Genomic DNA, 14,788 nt, shown 5'->3' with positions numbered 1-14,788 from the left:
TGATTTTTAAGGAGCCACGAGGCATCCCATGTTTAGACGATCCGACCAGGACAAGCGGCCACAGGTGCAGATCTTCGTCGACGGCGTTGCCGTCGCGGCGCGCCAGGGCGACACCGTTTCGGCCGCGCTGCTGGCATCTGGCCGCGACGCACGGCGCTCCACCGCGGTCAGCGGTGCGCCGCGCTTGCCCTACTGCATGATGGGCGTGTGCTTCGACTGCCTCGTCACCATCGACGGCGTCGGCAACCGCCAGGGCTGCCTCGTGCCGGTCGTCGAGGGCATGCAGGTCGAGATCCAGAAGGGCAAGCGGGAGATCGGAAGATGACTGTGGCTCCCAAGCGCGAAGAATATGACGTCGTCGTGATCGGCGCCGGGCCTGCCGGCCTCGCTGCTGCTGCGACCTCCGCCGAAGCAGGTCTCACGACGTTGCTGCTCGACGAGAATATCGGCCCCGGCGGCCAGGTGTTTCGTGCGATCGCCTCGACGCCGGTCACCGACCGCAACCAGCTCGGCGCCGACTATTGGGTGGGCGCCGATCTCGTGCAGTCGCTGCGCGCGAGCAACGCGGAAGTGATTCAGCGTGCGACGGTCTGGAGCCTCGACCGCAATCTCGACATCGCCGTCTCGATCGGCGGCGCCTCCGCCTTCGTCAAGGCCAAGCGCGTGATCCTTGCGACCGGCGCGCTGGAGCGCCCGTTCCCGGTCCCGGGCTGGACGCTGCCGGGCGTGATGACCGCCGGCGCGGCGCAAACCATGCTGAAGTCCTCGGCGCTGGTGCCCGATGGCCGCACGGTGATCGCGGGGCAGGGGCCGCTGCTCTGGCTGCTGGCCGCGCAGATTTTGCGCCTTGGTGGCCGCATCGATCGCATCCTCGATACCACCGAGCGCGCCAATTATTTCGCCGCGCTGCCGCACGCCTTCGCGTTCATGACATCGCCTTATTTCACCAAGGGCCTGTCTATGATGCGCGAGGTGCAGGCGAAAGTGCCGGTCGTCTCCGGCATCACGGAGCTTGCTGCGGCTGGCGACGGTCAGCTCGCGAGTGTCAGCTATGTCGCCGGCAGCAAGCGAGAGACCATTCCCGCCGATCTCTTGCTGCTGCATCAGGGCGTCGTGCCCAACGTCAACCTGGCAATGGCGGCCGGCATCGAGCATCGCTGGGACGGTCTGCAATTGTGCTGGTCGCCGGTGCTCGACGCGAGCGGCAATTCGTCGGTCGCGGGCATCGCGATCGCCGGCGACGGCGCCGGCATCGGTGGTGCCAATGCAGCCGTGGTGCGCGGTCGCATTGCCGCGCGCGCCGCAGTCGAAGCGCTGGCGCCCGCTTCTGCCGCAAAACTTCCCGCGATGGCAACGCTCCGCTCCGATCTCGCCAGGGCCGAGCGTGGCCGCCTGTTCCTCGATACGCTGTTCCGCCCGTCGCCACCGTTCCGCATTCCCTCAGGCGATACCATCGTCTGCCGCTGCGAGGAGGTGACGGCCAAGGACGTTCTCGACTCCGTCGCGATCGGTGCGACCGGACCGAACCAGCTCAAGGCCTATCGCCGCACCGGCATGGGCCCGTGCCAGGGCCGTCTGTGCGGCCTCACCGTCACCGAGCTGATGGCGCAGGCGCGCGGTAAAACCCCTCAGGAGATCGGCTATTACCGGCTGCGCGCGCCGGTGAAGCCGATCACGCTCGCCGAGCTCGCCGCTGTCCCGAAGAGCGAGGCCGATGTGAAGGCCGTGGTGCGCGGATGAGCAAGAACGTGGATGCGATCGTCATTGGCGGCGGCATCCACGGGTGCTCGACCACGCTGCATCTGTGCCTCGCCGGCCTGAAGCCGGTGCTGATCGAGAAGGACTATGCCGGCCGCCACGCCTCCGGCGTCAACGCCGGCGGCGTGCGCCAGCTCGCGAGGCACATCCCCGAGATCCCGCTCTCGATCCGTTCGATGGGGATCTGGGAGAAGATCAACGATCTTCTCGACGACGACTGCAGCTTCGAGAGCCACGGCCAGGTTCTGGTCGCCGAGAACGAGGACGAGCTCGCCGTCTGCCGCGCGCGCGTGGCAGAACTCAACGCGCTCGGCTTCACCCACGAGGAGCTGATCGACGCCGCCGAATTGCGCCGGCTGGTGCCCGCGGTGGCCGAGACCTGTCCGGGCGGCGTGGTCTCGCGCCGCGATGGCGCGGCCAATCCGGCGCAGACCACGACCGCGTTCCGCCGCAAGGCCGAGCAGCTCGGCGCAACCGTGCGCGAGGGCGTGGCGGCCGGCAACATCCGCCACAGCGACGGCCTCTGGCATGTCGATGTCGGATCGGACAGCTACGCCGCGCCGGTGCTGGTCAACGCGGCCGGCGCCTGGGCCGGCAAGATCGCGGCTGATCTCGGCGAGCCCGTTCCGGTCGAGACCGTCGCGCCGATGCTGATGATCACCTCGCACGTGCCGCACTTCATCGATCCCGTGGTGATCCTGCGCGGGCGGAAGCTCTCCTTCAAGCAGTTCAAGAACGGCACCGTGCTGATCGGCGGCGGCCATCTCGCGACACCCTACCAGGACCGCAACGAGACGGTGCTCGACTGGAAGAGCCTTGCGACCAGCGCGCAGACCGTGTTCGAGCTGTTTCCGGTGATGCGCAGCGCCACCATCGTCCGCGCCTGGGCCGGCATCGAGGCGAAGATGAAGGACGACATCCCGGTGTTCGGGCCGAGCGGCTGCCACAGGGGCCTCTATCACCAGTTCGGCTTCTCGCTGCACGGTTTCCAGCTCGGCCCCGGCGCCGGCGCCGTCATGGCTGAGCTGATCGTCAACGGCGGCACCCAGACCCGCGTCAGCGATCTCGGCATCGACCGCTTCCATCCATCCACTCTCTAAGAAGAGGACATCATGAGCATCACCCGCAGCATCCGGACGCCCATCATGCACCGAGCGGTCGAAGCCAACGGCTTCGTCTTCGTCGGCGGCACCATCGCCGACGACACCAGCGTTTCCATGGGCCACCAGACCCGCAACATCCTCGGCAAGATCGCAGGCTATCTGAAGGAGGCCGGCACCGATAAGAGCCGCGTCGTCAGCGCCTCGATCTTCGTCACCGATCTGTCGAAGAAGAAAGAGATGGATGCAGCCTGGACCGAGTTCTTCGGCGACAATTTGCCGACCCGCGCCACCGTCGGCGTCGTTGATCTCGGCGGCGGCGCGCTGATCGAGGTGGTGGTCACCGCGCTCAAGGGCTGATCGCGCACGGCGACGAAGGACGGCAGCGCCGCTCGCGCCGTTGTCTCCTTGTGCCGCCGCCTTGATCTCGTCCTTCGATGGGACTACTTGGGGAGTTCCTCAACCAGGATATTCGCAGCCATGGATTTAACCCGACCGCAACGCTCATCCGCCTTGCCCACGGGGAATTCCATGCCTGCTTCGACTGTCCTGCCGGCGGGCAGGGAGGTGCGTTCACTGGACCGGGTCAGCGCCGGCTATCGGCCGGCGGGCCGGTCTTGCGCGATCTCTCATTCGCCATCGTCGGGCCGGAGCGGATCGCGCTGGTCGGCCCGAACGGATCCGGCAAGACGACGCTGCTGAAACTCGTGGCGGGCAAGCTGCGCCCACTCTCTGGCACCGTGAGGGTCAGGCCGGACTTCGCGTTGTTCGACCAGAAGGTCAGCCTGCTCGATCCCGCGATCTCGATCCTGGAGAATTTCGGTCGTCTCAATCCGAAGGCGGGCGCGAATGAATGCCATGCCGCGCTGGCGCGGTTCATGTTTCGCGCCGATGCTGCCTTGCAAGAAGTCGGACGTCTCAGTGGCGGGCAGATGCTTCGTGCCGGCCTGGCCTGCGTGCTGGGCGGGCCAACGCCGCCGTCTCTGCTGATCCTGGACGAGCCGACCAATCATCTGGACATCGAGGCCGTTGAAGCAGGCTTGAGAGCCTATGACGGTGCTCTGCTCGTCGTCAGTCATGACGAGGCATTTTTGCAGGCGATCGGGATCACGCGGCGATTCGATCTCACCGGCGAACGTGTCCAAAGGTCCGACATTCGAGCAATAAAAACCCGACGCCCTGCCCCCAGCGCGTCGGGTGGAAAGAAATGAGTATCAATCAGTGATCCCAACGTCACTGTTGTGACGCGTGCCGCACCAAATTTCTACTCCGGAAAACTACCGCGGTCGTAACCGGACTGCCGTGGCCTCACGCACGGCCACCCGGTTCCAGCGCTTCGCCGATCTCCAGCGGATGCGCCATGGTCTCGTGCAGCGCCTCGCGGTCGAGCTCGCCTTCGGAGATGCTGATGACGACGCAGGCAACGCCATTGCCGATCAGATTGGTCAGCGCGCGGCACTCGCTCATGAACTTGTCGATCCCGACCAGGATCGCGATCGACTGGATCGGGATATCAGGCACGATCGAGAGCGTCGCGGCGAGCGTGATGAAGCCGGCGCCGGTCACGCCCGAGGCGCCCTTCGAGGTGATCATGGCGATGCCGAGAATGCCGAGCTCCTGCCAGATGGTCAGATGCGTGTTGGTCGCCTGCGCCAGGAACAGCGTCGCGAGCGTCATGTAGATGTTGGTGCCGTCGAGGTTGAAGCTGTAGCCGGTCGGAATCACGAGGCCGACCACCGAGCGCGAGGCGCCGAGATGCTCCATCTTCTGGATCATCTGCGGCAGCACCGTCTCCGAGGACGAGGTGCCGAGCACGATCAGGAGCTCGTCCTTGATATAGGCGATGAAGCGCAGGATCGAGAAGCCGGCGAGTCGCGCGATCGCACCCAGCACGATCAGCACGAACAGGATGCTGGTCAGATAGAACGTACCGATCAGGGCGGCGAGGTTGAGCAGCGAGCCGAGCCCGTAGGCGCCGACGGTGAACGCCATCGCGCCGAACGCGCCGACCGGCGCGACGCGCACGATGATGCGGATGATGCCGAAGAACATCTTTGCCGCCTTGTCGATCGCCGCCGCGATGGGCTCGCCGGCCTTGCCGAGGAAGGCAATGGAGAAGCCGGAGAGAATCGAGATCAGCAGCACCTGCAGCAGGTCGCCGCGCGCGATGGCGCCGAGATAGCTGTCGGGAATGATCGCCATCAGGTGGGCGACGATGCCCTCTTCCTTGGCCTTGGTGACGTAGGTCGCGACCGAGTTCGGGTCGATCGTGGCGGGATCGATGTTGAAGCCGTGTCCGGGCTGGAGAATCTCCCCGACCAGCAGGCCAACCGCGAGCGCGACGGTCGAGACCGTCTCGAAATAGATCAGCGACTTCAATCCGACCCGGCCGACACGCTTGAGGTCGCCCATCGAGGAGATGCCGTGTACCACGGTGCAGAAGATGACGGGCGCGATCATCATCTTGATCAGCGCGATGAAACCGTCGCCGAGCGGCTTCAACGCCTTGCCGAGATCGGGATAGAAATAGCCGATGAGCACGCCGAGCACGATCGCGATCAGCACCTGGACGTAGAGGATCTTGTACCAGGGCTGGTGCCGGCGGTGGACGGCTGGCTGGACCGCAATCTGTGTCATATGCTGAGCCCCGGAACGCATTGATCTCGCAAGATTTGACTCTTGCATGACCCGCATCATGTGATGGCCGCTACAGAAGCGACAATCACATTTTTGTCGGATCGCACGAACATCGATCGCTGCACCGCAACGGGGGGGAACATGACAGCCACGACAGGCTCGGACGAGCAGACGCAAGGCTATTTTCCGCGCTGGAAGCTCAAGACCTCGGGCGTGATCATGCCGGAGGAGCGGCTGTCATGGGGCCAGACCATCGTCTCCGGTCTGCAGCATTGCGTGGCGATGTCAGGTGCGACGATCATCGCGCCGCTCTTGATGGGATTCGATCCCAACGTTGCGGTCCTGTTCTCCGGCGTCGGCACGCTGATCTTCTTCGTCATCGTCGCCGGGCGCGTGCCGAGCTATCTCGGCTCGAGTTTCGCCTTCATCGCCGTCGTCCTCGCCGCCACCGGCTATGCCGGGCAGGGGCCGAACCCGAACATCTCCGTTGCGCTCGGGGGCATCGTCGGAGCCGGGGTGCTCTACGGCGCGATTGCGCTGATCGTGATGTGGTCGGGCGTCGGCTGGGTCGAGCGCCTGATGCCGCCGGCCGTCACCGGCGCCGTGGTCGCCGCGATCGGTCTCAACCTCGCACCCGTCGCGGTCAAGGCGGTGAGCGCCAATGCGTTCGACACCTGGATCGGTCTCGCGACCGTTCTGATGATCGGCGTGGTCGCCGTTGCAGCGCCAGGCCTGTGGCGCCGGCTGCCGATCATCCTCGGCGCGATCGGCGGATATCTTTTGTATTTTCTGTTCGCGAACGGCCTCGGCTTCGGCAAGCCGATCGACTTCACCCAGCTTTCGGCGGCGCCGTGGCTCGGCCTGCCGAAATTCACCACGCCGACGTTCCAGGCCGATGCGATCTTTCTGATCGCGCCGGTCGCGGTCATCCTCGTCGCCGAGAACCTCGGGCACATCAAGGCCGTCGGCGCGATGACGGGGCGCAGCCTCGATGCCTATCTCGGCCGGGCCTTGTTCGCCGACAGCCTCGCCACGATCGTCGCGGCCTGCGGCGGCGGCACCGGCGTCACCACCTATGCCGAGAACATCGGCGTCATGGCGGCGACGAAGGTCTATTCGACTCTGCTGTTTGCGTTCGCGGCCACGGTGTCGATCCTGCTCGGCTTCTCGCCGAAATTCGGCGCGCTGATCCTGTCGATCCCCGGGCCCGTGATCGGTGGTCTGTCCATCGTGCTGTTCGGCTTGATCGCCGCGATGGCGGGCCGGATCTGGGTCGAGAACAAGGTCGACTTCGCAAACCCTGCGAACCTGATCACCGTCGCCGTGGCGTTGACCGCAGGCGCGGGCGACCTCACGCTCAAATTCGGTGCGTTCACGATCGGCGGGATCGGCACCGCGACCTTCGGCGCCATCATCCTGTATCAGATCCTGACCTCGCCGCTCGCGCGCCACGGGGAGTGAATCCCAGCAATGCGCGGATGGGAATGGAACAAAACGCCGGTTCCATCCATGATGAGGCATTCCGGAGAGAACACATGCCGCAAACCGAACACTCAACGTCCTTTCCCTCGCGCCTCGCCGGCCAATACGCCCTGGTGACTGGCGCCTCGCAAGGCATCGGCCGTGCCGTCGCCATCCGGCTGGCGCAGGAAGGCGCGACCGTCGCCATCAACTATTTCGATCATCCCGGAAAGGCCGAGGAGACGCTCGCCCTTGCGCGGACGGCATCGAGCGACCGCGGTCACGGCAGGCTCGATCACATCATCGTCAAGGCCGATGTCGGCAACGAGCAGGACATCGCCGCGATGTTCGAGACGGTCCTGGCGCGCTTCAAGCGGCTCGACTGCCTCGTCAACAATGCCGGCTTCCAGCGGGAGTCGCCGAGCGAGGCACTCGACCTCGAAACCTATCGCCGCATCATCGACGTCAACCTCAACGGTGCCGTGCTCTGTGCGCAGAAGGCACTGGCGCATTTCGTCGCGCGCGGCGGAGGCGGCAGCATCATCAATTGCTCCAGCGTCCACCAGATCATTCCGAAGCCGGGCTACCTCGCTTACTCCATCAGCAAGGGCGGCATGGCCAATCTGACGCGCACGCTGGCGCTCGAATTTGCAGGGCGCGGCATCCGCGTCAATGCGGTCGGTCCCGGCGCGATCGACACGCCGATCAACGCGGCCTGGACCGGCGATCTCGAAAAGCGCGGCGTCGTCACCAGCCACATTCCCATGGGCCGCGTCGGCACGCCGGAAGAGATCGCCGCCGTGTTCGCCTTCCTCGCCTCGGACGATGCCAGCTACATCACTGGACAGACCATCTACGCCTGTGGTGGCATAACGCTGTTTCCGGAGTTTCGCGAGAACTGGGCGAGCTAGGCAGGCCCGCGCGGCATCTGGCAGAATCCGCCGGCGCAGACTACATCTGCGCCATGGCAAGCTCTCCCCTCCAGGATTTCGTCGGCCGGCACGACAATCTGTTCGTGCTGACCGGCGCCGGCTGCAGCACCAATTCGGGCATTCCCGATTACCGCGACAGTCATGGAAACTGGAAGCGGACGCAGCCGGTCAATTTCCAGGCCTTCATGTCGGATGCGCGTACGCGCCAGCGCTATTGGGCGCGCAGCCTGATCGGCTGGCGGCGGTTCGGCCAAGCGAGGCCGAATGATGCGCACCGTGCGCTGGCCCGGCTCGAGGGCGACGGCCGCTGCGGCATGCTCCTGACCCAGAACGTCGACCGGCTGCATCAATCCGCCGGCCACCGGCGGGTGATCGATCTGCATGGCCGGCTCGATCTCGTCCGCTGCATGGGCTGCGGGGTGAAGACGCCGCGGAGCGAATTCCAGGACACGCTCGGCCGCGCCAATGCGGAGTGGCTGACGCTCGATGCCGCGGACGCGCCGGACGGTGACGCCGATCTGGAGCGCGCGGAGTTCTCGTCATTCAAGGTGCCTCATTGCGAAGCCTGCGGCGGCATCCTCAAGCCCGACGTGGTGTTCTTCGGCGAGAACGTGCCGCGCGACGTGGTCGCCACGGCGCAGGATCACCTGGCGCAGGCGGATGCCATGCTGATCGTCGGCTCGTCATTGATGGTCTATTCCGGATTCCGTTTCGTGCAGGCGGCCGCGAAACGGCAGATTCCGATCGCCGCGGTCAATCTCGGACGCACCCGCGCCGACGATCTCCTGACGCTGAAGGTCGAGGAGCGCTGCGAAGCGGCGCTTGCATTCCTGCTCTGATTGCGCAGGCCGCGAACACGCCTTGCCTATTGCAAAGGTGCCGCGCAGAATGACCGGGCATAGCGTTGCTGGCATGCCTCATGGCACGCAAATTGCTAGCTTTTTGGGCCCAATCTTGACGATCAGCACGGAGAATTTGGAATGCTTGAGGGAGCCGAGGTGCGGCTTGCCGTGGATATCGGTGGCACGTTCACCGACATCGTGCTGGACGTGGGCGAGGCGCGCAAGACGCGCAAGGTGCTGACGACGCCGCAGCGACCCGAGCAGGCGGTGCTCGACGGCATGCGTCTCATTCTCGCCGATGCGCGGGCTCACATCAGCGATATCGACGTCTTCATTCACGGCACCACGCTCGCGACCAACGCCATCATCGAGCGCCGCGGCGCCAGGACGGCGCTGATCGCGACCTACGGCTTTCGCGACGTGCTCGATATCGGCACCGAGAGCCGCTACGACCAGTACGATCTCAGCATCGACAAGCCGAAGCCGCTGGCGCCGCGCAGCCTTCGCTTCACCGTGCCCGAGCGCATCGACGCCCACGGGGCGGTTCGTCTCCCGCTCGACGAGACGGCCGTACGCGCACTCGCGCCGAAATTGCGCGAGCTGGGCGTCGAGAGCGTCGCGATCGCCTTCCTGCACTCCTATGCCAATCCCGAGCACGAGCGCCGCGCGGCTGCGATCATTGCCGAAGAGATGCCCGGCATTTCGGTGACGGTCTCGTCGGCGGTGTGTCCGGAGATCCGCGAATATGAGCGCACCTCCACGGCAGTTGCCAACGCCTATGTGCAGCCGTTGATCGACGGCTATCTCGCCCGCATGGCCGATGCCTTGCAGGTCGAGCAGTTTCGCGGCGCGATCTACCTCGTCACGTCGGGCGGCGGCGTCACCTCGATCGAGACGGCGCGGCGCTTTCCCGTGCGTCTCGTCGAATCCGGCCCGGCCGGCGGCGCCATCTTCGCGGCGCAGATCGCGGCACGGTTGGGGGAGAGCAAGGTGCTCTCCTTCGACATGGGCGGCACCACGGCAAAGATCTGCCTGATCGAAGAATACCAGCCCGAGACCTCGCGCGTGTTCGAGGTCGACCGCGCCGCGCGCTTCCTGAAAGGTTCGGGCCTGCCGGTGCGCATCCCCGTGATCGAGATGGTCGAGATCGGCGCCGGCGGTGGCTCGATCGCCCATGTCGACGCGATGAAGCGTGTCACCGTCGGCCCGGAGAGCGCCTCGTCCGAGCCTGGTCCCGCCTGCTACGGCCGCGGCGGCCAGCGTCCATCGGTGACGGATGCGGACGTTGCACTCGGCATGATCGATCCTGATGCCTTCGCGGGCGGCACGATCAAGCTCGATCCGGAGCTCTCGAAGCAGGTGCTGCTGCGCGATGTCGGTGAGGCACTCGGCCTGTCGGCGGAAACGGCGGCCTATGCCGTGCACGAGGTCGTCTGCGAGAACATGGCGAGCGCGGCGCGCGTGCATGCGGTCGAGCGCGGCGCCGTGGTCGGCCAGCACACGCTGATCGCCTTCGGCGGTGCCGCGCCGCTGCATGCGGCGCGCGTCGCCGAGAAGATCGGTGTCTCCCGCGTGATCGTGCCGTCGAATGCCGGCGTCGGCTCGGCGGTCGGATTCCTGGCGGCGCCCATCGCCTACGAGCTGGTGCGCAGCCGTCATGTCCGGCTCGACGATTTCGACACCAAGGCCGTCTCCGACTTGCTTCAGGAGATGACGACCGAGGCGCGTGCGCTGGTCGAGCCCGGCGCAGCCGGCGCGCCGGTGCGCGAGCGCCGTGCAGCCTTCATGCGCTATGTCGGTCAGGGCCACGAGATCACCGTCGAGCTGCCGAACCGGCCGTTGACCTCGGCCGATCTCGCCGGCCTGCGCCAGAAGTTCGAGACCGACTATTCGGCGATGTTCGAGCGCCCGATCCCGGGCGCGGCGATCGAGGTCTTGAGCTGGTCGGTGCTCGCCACCACCGAGGCGCGCAATCCGCCCGCCGTTGCGGCGGTCGCGCGCAAGCCGGCGGCGAAGGCCTCCGGCAGCCGAAAATTCTTCGACGGCCGCGCCGGCGAGGTGATCGAGATCCCGCTCTATCGCCGCGAGGACATGGCGCCGGGCGCGACCATCGCGGGCCCCGCCGTGATCGCGGAAGACGAGACATCCACTTTTGTCTCGACCAGTTTTGACGCGCATATCGACGGTGCCGGCAGCATCGTCATGGAACGAAAGGCGGCTTGACATGAGCAAGGCAAGCGGCGCGAGCCTGATCGACCTCCAGATCATGTGGCACCGGCTGATCGCCGTGGTCGAGGAGCAGGCGCAGGTGCTTTTGCGCACTGCGTTCAGCCCGATCGTGCGCGAATGCGGCGACCTCTCGGCCGGCGTGTTCGACCTCAGGGGGCGTATGCTGGCGCAGGCGGTCACCGGCACGCCCGGTCACGTCAACTCGATGGCGGAATCGGTCAAGCACTTCATCGCCCACTTTCCGATCGAGACGATGAAGGAGGGCGATGCCTACATCACCAACGATCCCTGGATGGGCACCGGCCATCTCAACGATTTCGTCGTCACCACGCCCTGCTTCAAGGACGGCAAGGTCGTCGCGCTGTTCTCCTGCACCAGCCATCTCATGGACATCGGCGGCATCGGCTTCGGGCCTGACGCCACCGACGTGTTCATGGAGGGTCTCTACATCCCCATGCTGAAGCTGATCGACCAGGGCGTCGTCAACGAGACGCTGATGGCGATGATCCGCACCAACACGCGGCTGCCGATCGATACCGAGGGCGACACCTATTCGCTCGCCGGCTGCAATGACGTCGGCTGCGAGCGTCTGGTCGAGATGATGACCGAGTTCGGCATCGACACGCTCGACGAGCTCGGCGACTACATCTGCGACCGCTCGCGCGAGGCCGTGCTCGCCGAGATCGCAAAGCTGCCGAAGGGCAGCTGGCGCAACAGCATGGTCGTGGACGGCTACGATGCGCCGGTGACGCTCGCCGCGACGCTGACGATATCGGATGCGGGCATTCACGTCGATTTCGACGGCACGTCGGACGCGTCGAAATTCGGCATCAACGTGCCGCTGTCCTACACCACCGCCTACACCGTGTTCGGCCTCGGCTGCGTCGTCGCCTCGCAGATCCCGAACAATGCCGGCTCGCTCTCGCCGCTGACGGTGTCGGCTCCCCCTGGCGCGATCCTCAATGCGCCGAAGCCGGCGCCGGTCGCCTCGCGCCACGTCATCGGCCAGATGCTGCCCGACGTCGTGTTCGGCTGCCTGCGCCAGATCATTCCCGAGCGCGTGCCCGCTGAAGGCACCTCGTGTCTGTGGAATCTCAACGTGCGTGGCCAGACCCGCTCGGGCGCCGGCGGCAATTACGGGTTCTCCATGGCGGTCACCTCCAATGGCGGCACCGGCGCGCGCTTCGGCAAGGACGGGCTGTCGGCGACCGCCTATCCCAGCGGCGTGCGCGGCACGCCGGTGGAGATCGCGGAGACGCAGACGCCGCTGATCTTCTGGCGCAAGGAGCTGCGTCCGGATTCCGGTGGAGCAGGGCGCACCCGCGGCGGCCTCGGCCAGATCATCGAGGTCGGCAGCGGCGTCGATGCGCCGTTCGACATCCTCGCGGCGTTCGACCGCATCGATCATCCGCCGCGCGGCCGCGACGGCGGCCAGAACGGCGAGGCCGGCTATGTCGGCCTGAAATCCGGCAAGAAGCTTCGTGGCAAGGGTTTTCAGCAGGTGCCGCCGGACGATCGGCTGGTGGTGATGACGCCCGGCGGTGCCGGCATTGGCGATCCCAGGGAGCGCGATCGTGCGGCCGTCAACGAGGACGTCGCGAGCGGTCTCGTGTCCCCGGACAACGCGGTCAAGCTTTACGCGTATGCGCGTTGATGCCAACGCGTCGATCGGATTAGTGCCGCTGCTGGCGCTCTGGCCCGGCATCGTCGCGATCCTGCCGCGGATGCGCTAGGGAGAGCTGTAAGAGATCGAACGGTCAGCGCTGCTGTCGTTTCAATTCGGCCTCCGCGCCAAGTCGCCCGGCGCGCGCATTCCATCTTTGCACGTCCTGCGATCCGTCGTACGCTGTGTGAGCAGACGTGCGACAGCAATCACGGCAGTGAACGTGGCTCCCTTGGCGACATGCGCCGAGAGAAGGGGCATTTGTTGGCAGATCATGTCCGGTGGAGGACTATCGACGCGTACCGAACTGCAAACATTCCTCGCAGCGGCGTTCACGAGACGCAATCAACAAACACAAAGCGGGAGGAAGTGCATATGAGGAAGCAGTGGCTCAACTCGGGCTTACCTGTTCTCGCCGTTGCGGCATTTGCTGCGTCGGCGGCGTTGGCCCAAACCGTGGATACGGCCCGGATCGAGGGCGCCGGGCAGAACGACTGGCTCACCTATCACGGTTCATACAAATCCCATCATTACAGCCCGCTCGCGCAGATCAACGCGAACAACGTCGGCAATCTGGGCGTCGCCTGGATGCACATTCCAGGACGATCGACGCGCGGCCTGCAGTCGATGCCGCTCGCGGCCGACGGTGTGCTGTACTACTCGGGATCCTACAGCCGTGTTTTCGCGCTGAACGGCGCGACGGGCGAGGTCATCTGGTCGTTCTTTCCGGAGCTGGATGAGGCGCTCATCAGCCGCCAGACCCACTCTCCCTACAACCGCGGCGTAGCGCTCGGCGAAGGCAAGGTCTTCGTCGGCACCATGGACGGTCGTCTGTTCGGGCTCGATGCGAAGACCGGCAAGGTGCTCTGGGAGACCAGGCTGATCGATTCGCAGAAGCTCACGGTCGGCTTTACCGGCGCGCCGCTCTACGCGAAGGGGACTGTGATCATCGGCTCGCAAGGGGGCGAATGGCCGGGCCGCGGCCCGATCTTCGCGGTCGATGCCACCACTGGAAAGAAGAAGTGGGAGTTCCTGACGGTCGCGGGCACCGACGAGGCTATGAAGACCTGGGGCAACGATTCCTGGCGCACCGGCGGCGGTGGCGGCTGGATGCCGGGCACCTACGATTCCGAGACCAACACCATCCTGTGGGGCACCGCAAATCCGGCGCCGCTCTACGACTGGTCGGGCGCCGACTACAAGACGCAAGGTGCGCGTCCCGGCGACAATCTCTACACGAGTTCGGTGATCGCTCTCGATATCGATACCGGAAAGCTGAAATCCTACCATCAGGAACTGCCGCACGATGCCTGGGACTTCGACAGCGCCGTCGGCGAGTTCGTGATGCTCGAGCGAGACGGCCAGAAATACGTGGTTCATCCGAACAAGGGCGGCTTCGTCTTCGTCTACGACCGCAATCTCGGCGTGAAGAACGTCTGGCGGCTGGTCGAGAACATCAACTTCGTCAAGGATATCGATCCCAAGACCGGCGCGTTGATCGGCCGTCGCGATTTCCCGGTCGGGAAGGTCACCGAACCGCCGCTGTGTCCGTTCATCGGCGGCGGCATCAGCTGGAACTCCGGCTCCTACAGCCCGAAGACCGGTCTTTACTACAAGATCGGCCAGGAATGGTGCATGACGCTCGATATCCAGAAGACGACGCCGGTCACCGCGCCGCAGGCGCAGCTCAACATCGGCGCCGATTTCAAGATGGCGCCGCCCCCTGGCGGTGAGATCTACGGACACCTCGACGCGCGCGACCCCATCACGGGGGCAAAGAAATGGGAGGTTCGCTACCCCGAGCCGCCGCTCGGGAGCGTGCTGTCGACCGCCGGCAATCTGGTGTTCGTGCCCGATTCCCGCGGCGTCCTTCACGCCTACGATGCCGAGACCGGGGCCGAGCTGTGGAAGCACAACAATGGCACCGGCCACCAGGGCGGCATCGTCAGCTACTCCGCCGGGGGCAAGCAATATATCGCCGTAACCGCGGGCTTTGGCGGGATGCTGGCGGACGAATATGCGCCGAACTTCGGCGGCGCCTACAAGAGCATGCCGCGTGACGACGGCGCGCTCATCGTCTTCAGCCTGAAATAGCCTGCCGCAAACGTTCGTCGGGAAGCGGGCGCAAGCCCGCTCCCCGGTCGATCGAAGCAGCGGCGTGATTCA

General features: G+C 65.6%; 11 protein-coding genes and 1 pseudogene. 11 read left to right on the top strand and 1 reads right to left on the bottom strand.

All coding sequences use genetic code 11. From position 1 onward, the window contains the following. The first annotated feature begins 28 nt into the window (after positions 1-28). From ACRQ5Q_RS36860 to ACRQ5Q_RS36840, 5 genes and pseudogenes are all read left to right on the top strand, one after another. Positions 29-325 carry a (2Fe-2S)-binding protein gene (locus ACRQ5Q_RS36860; RefSeq protein WP_439370482.1) on the top strand — a complete coding sequence of 99 codons (297 nt, stop codon included), beginning with the start codon at positions 29-31 and terminating at the stop codon, positions 323-325. After that, positions 322-1,740 carry an NAD(P)/FAD-dependent oxidoreductase gene (locus ACRQ5Q_RS36855; protein ID WP_439394763.1) on the top strand — a complete coding sequence of 473 codons (1,419 nt, stop codon included), beginning with the start codon at positions 322-324 and terminating at the stop codon, positions 1,738-1,740. The genes ACRQ5Q_RS36860 and ACRQ5Q_RS36855 overlap by 4 nt, the downstream gene beginning before the upstream one ends. Next, complete coding sequence (locus ACRQ5Q_RS36850; protein ID WP_439394761.1) at positions 1,737-2,858, top strand: NAD(P)/FAD-dependent oxidoreductase; 1,122 nt, start codon at positions 1,737-1,739, stop codon at positions 2,856-2,858. Before ACRQ5Q_RS36855 ends, ACRQ5Q_RS36850 begins: the two co-directional genes overlap by 4 nt. A 12-nt stretch (positions 2,859-2,870) precedes the next feature. Further along, entirely contained in the window at positions 2,871-3,218 is a 348-nt protein-coding gene (locus tag ACRQ5Q_RS36845; protein WP_439394759.1) for a RidA family protein, read from the top strand. 183 nt (positions 3,219-3,401) lie between these two features. Further along, positions 3,402-4,069 (top strand): annotated as a pseudogene (locus ACRQ5Q_RS36840) (ATP-binding cassette domain-containing protein); the annotation flags it as partial. A 97-nt stretch (positions 4,070-4,166) separates the two neighbouring features. Here ACRQ5Q_RS36840 and ACRQ5Q_RS36835 read toward each other — a convergent pair. Then, positions 4,167-5,495 (bottom strand): dicarboxylate/amino acid:cation symporter, encoded by a 1,329-nt coding sequence (locus tag ACRQ5Q_RS36835; RefSeq protein ID WP_439370478.1) that lies wholly within the window; start codon positions 5,493-5,495, stop codon positions 4,167-4,169. 141 nt (positions 5,496-5,636) lie between these two features. Here ACRQ5Q_RS36835 and ACRQ5Q_RS36830 point away from each other — a divergent pair, with 141 nt between their 5' ends. The 6 genes from ACRQ5Q_RS36830 (at position 5,637) to ACRQ5Q_RS36805 (ending at position 14,716) form a co-directional block, all read left to right on the top strand. Next, positions 5,637-6,956: a solute carrier family 23 protein gene (locus tag ACRQ5Q_RS36830; RefSeq protein ID WP_439370477.1), complete on the top strand. Its 1,320-nt coding sequence runs from the start codon at positions 5,637-5,639 to the stop codon at positions 6,954-6,956. A 74-nt stretch (positions 6,957-7,030) separates the two neighbouring features. Next, on the top strand, positions 7,031-7,867 hold the full coding sequence (locus ACRQ5Q_RS36825; protein ID WP_439370476.1) for an SDR family oxidoreductase: 837 nt from the start codon (positions 7,031-7,033) through the stop codon (positions 7,865-7,867). 53 nt (positions 7,868-7,920) lie between these two features. Further along, entirely contained in the window at positions 7,921-8,727 is an 807-nt protein-coding gene (locus tag ACRQ5Q_RS36820; RefSeq protein ID WP_439394758.1) for an NAD-dependent protein deacetylase, read from the top strand. Between the two features lie 141 nt (positions 8,728-8,868). Next, on the top strand, positions 8,869-10,953 hold the full coding sequence (locus ACRQ5Q_RS36815) for a hydantoinase/oxoprolinase family protein (protein WP_439394756.1): 2,085 nt from the start codon (positions 8,869-8,871) through the stop codon (positions 10,951-10,953). 1 nt (position 10,954) lies between these two features. Next, a complete protein-coding gene (locus ACRQ5Q_RS36810) occupies positions 10,955-12,613 on the top strand; it encodes a hydantoinase B/oxoprolinase family protein (protein ID WP_439370473.1) in 1,659 nt (552 codons plus the stop codon). A gap of 384 nt (positions 12,614-12,997) precedes the next feature. Then, complete coding sequence (locus ACRQ5Q_RS36805) at positions 12,998-14,716, top strand: pyrroloquinoline quinone-dependent dehydrogenase (protein ID WP_439370472.1); 1,719 nt, start codon at positions 12,998-13,000, stop codon at positions 14,714-14,716. Positions 14,717-14,788 lie beyond the last annotated feature (72 nt).

Source organism: Bradyrhizobium sp. PMVTL-01, from assembly GCF_051861855.1.
GTDB lineage: Bacteria > Pseudomonadota > Alphaproteobacteria > Rhizobiales > Xanthobacteraceae > Bradyrhizobium.
This window is presented reverse-complemented; position numbering and strand designations above follow the sequence as displayed.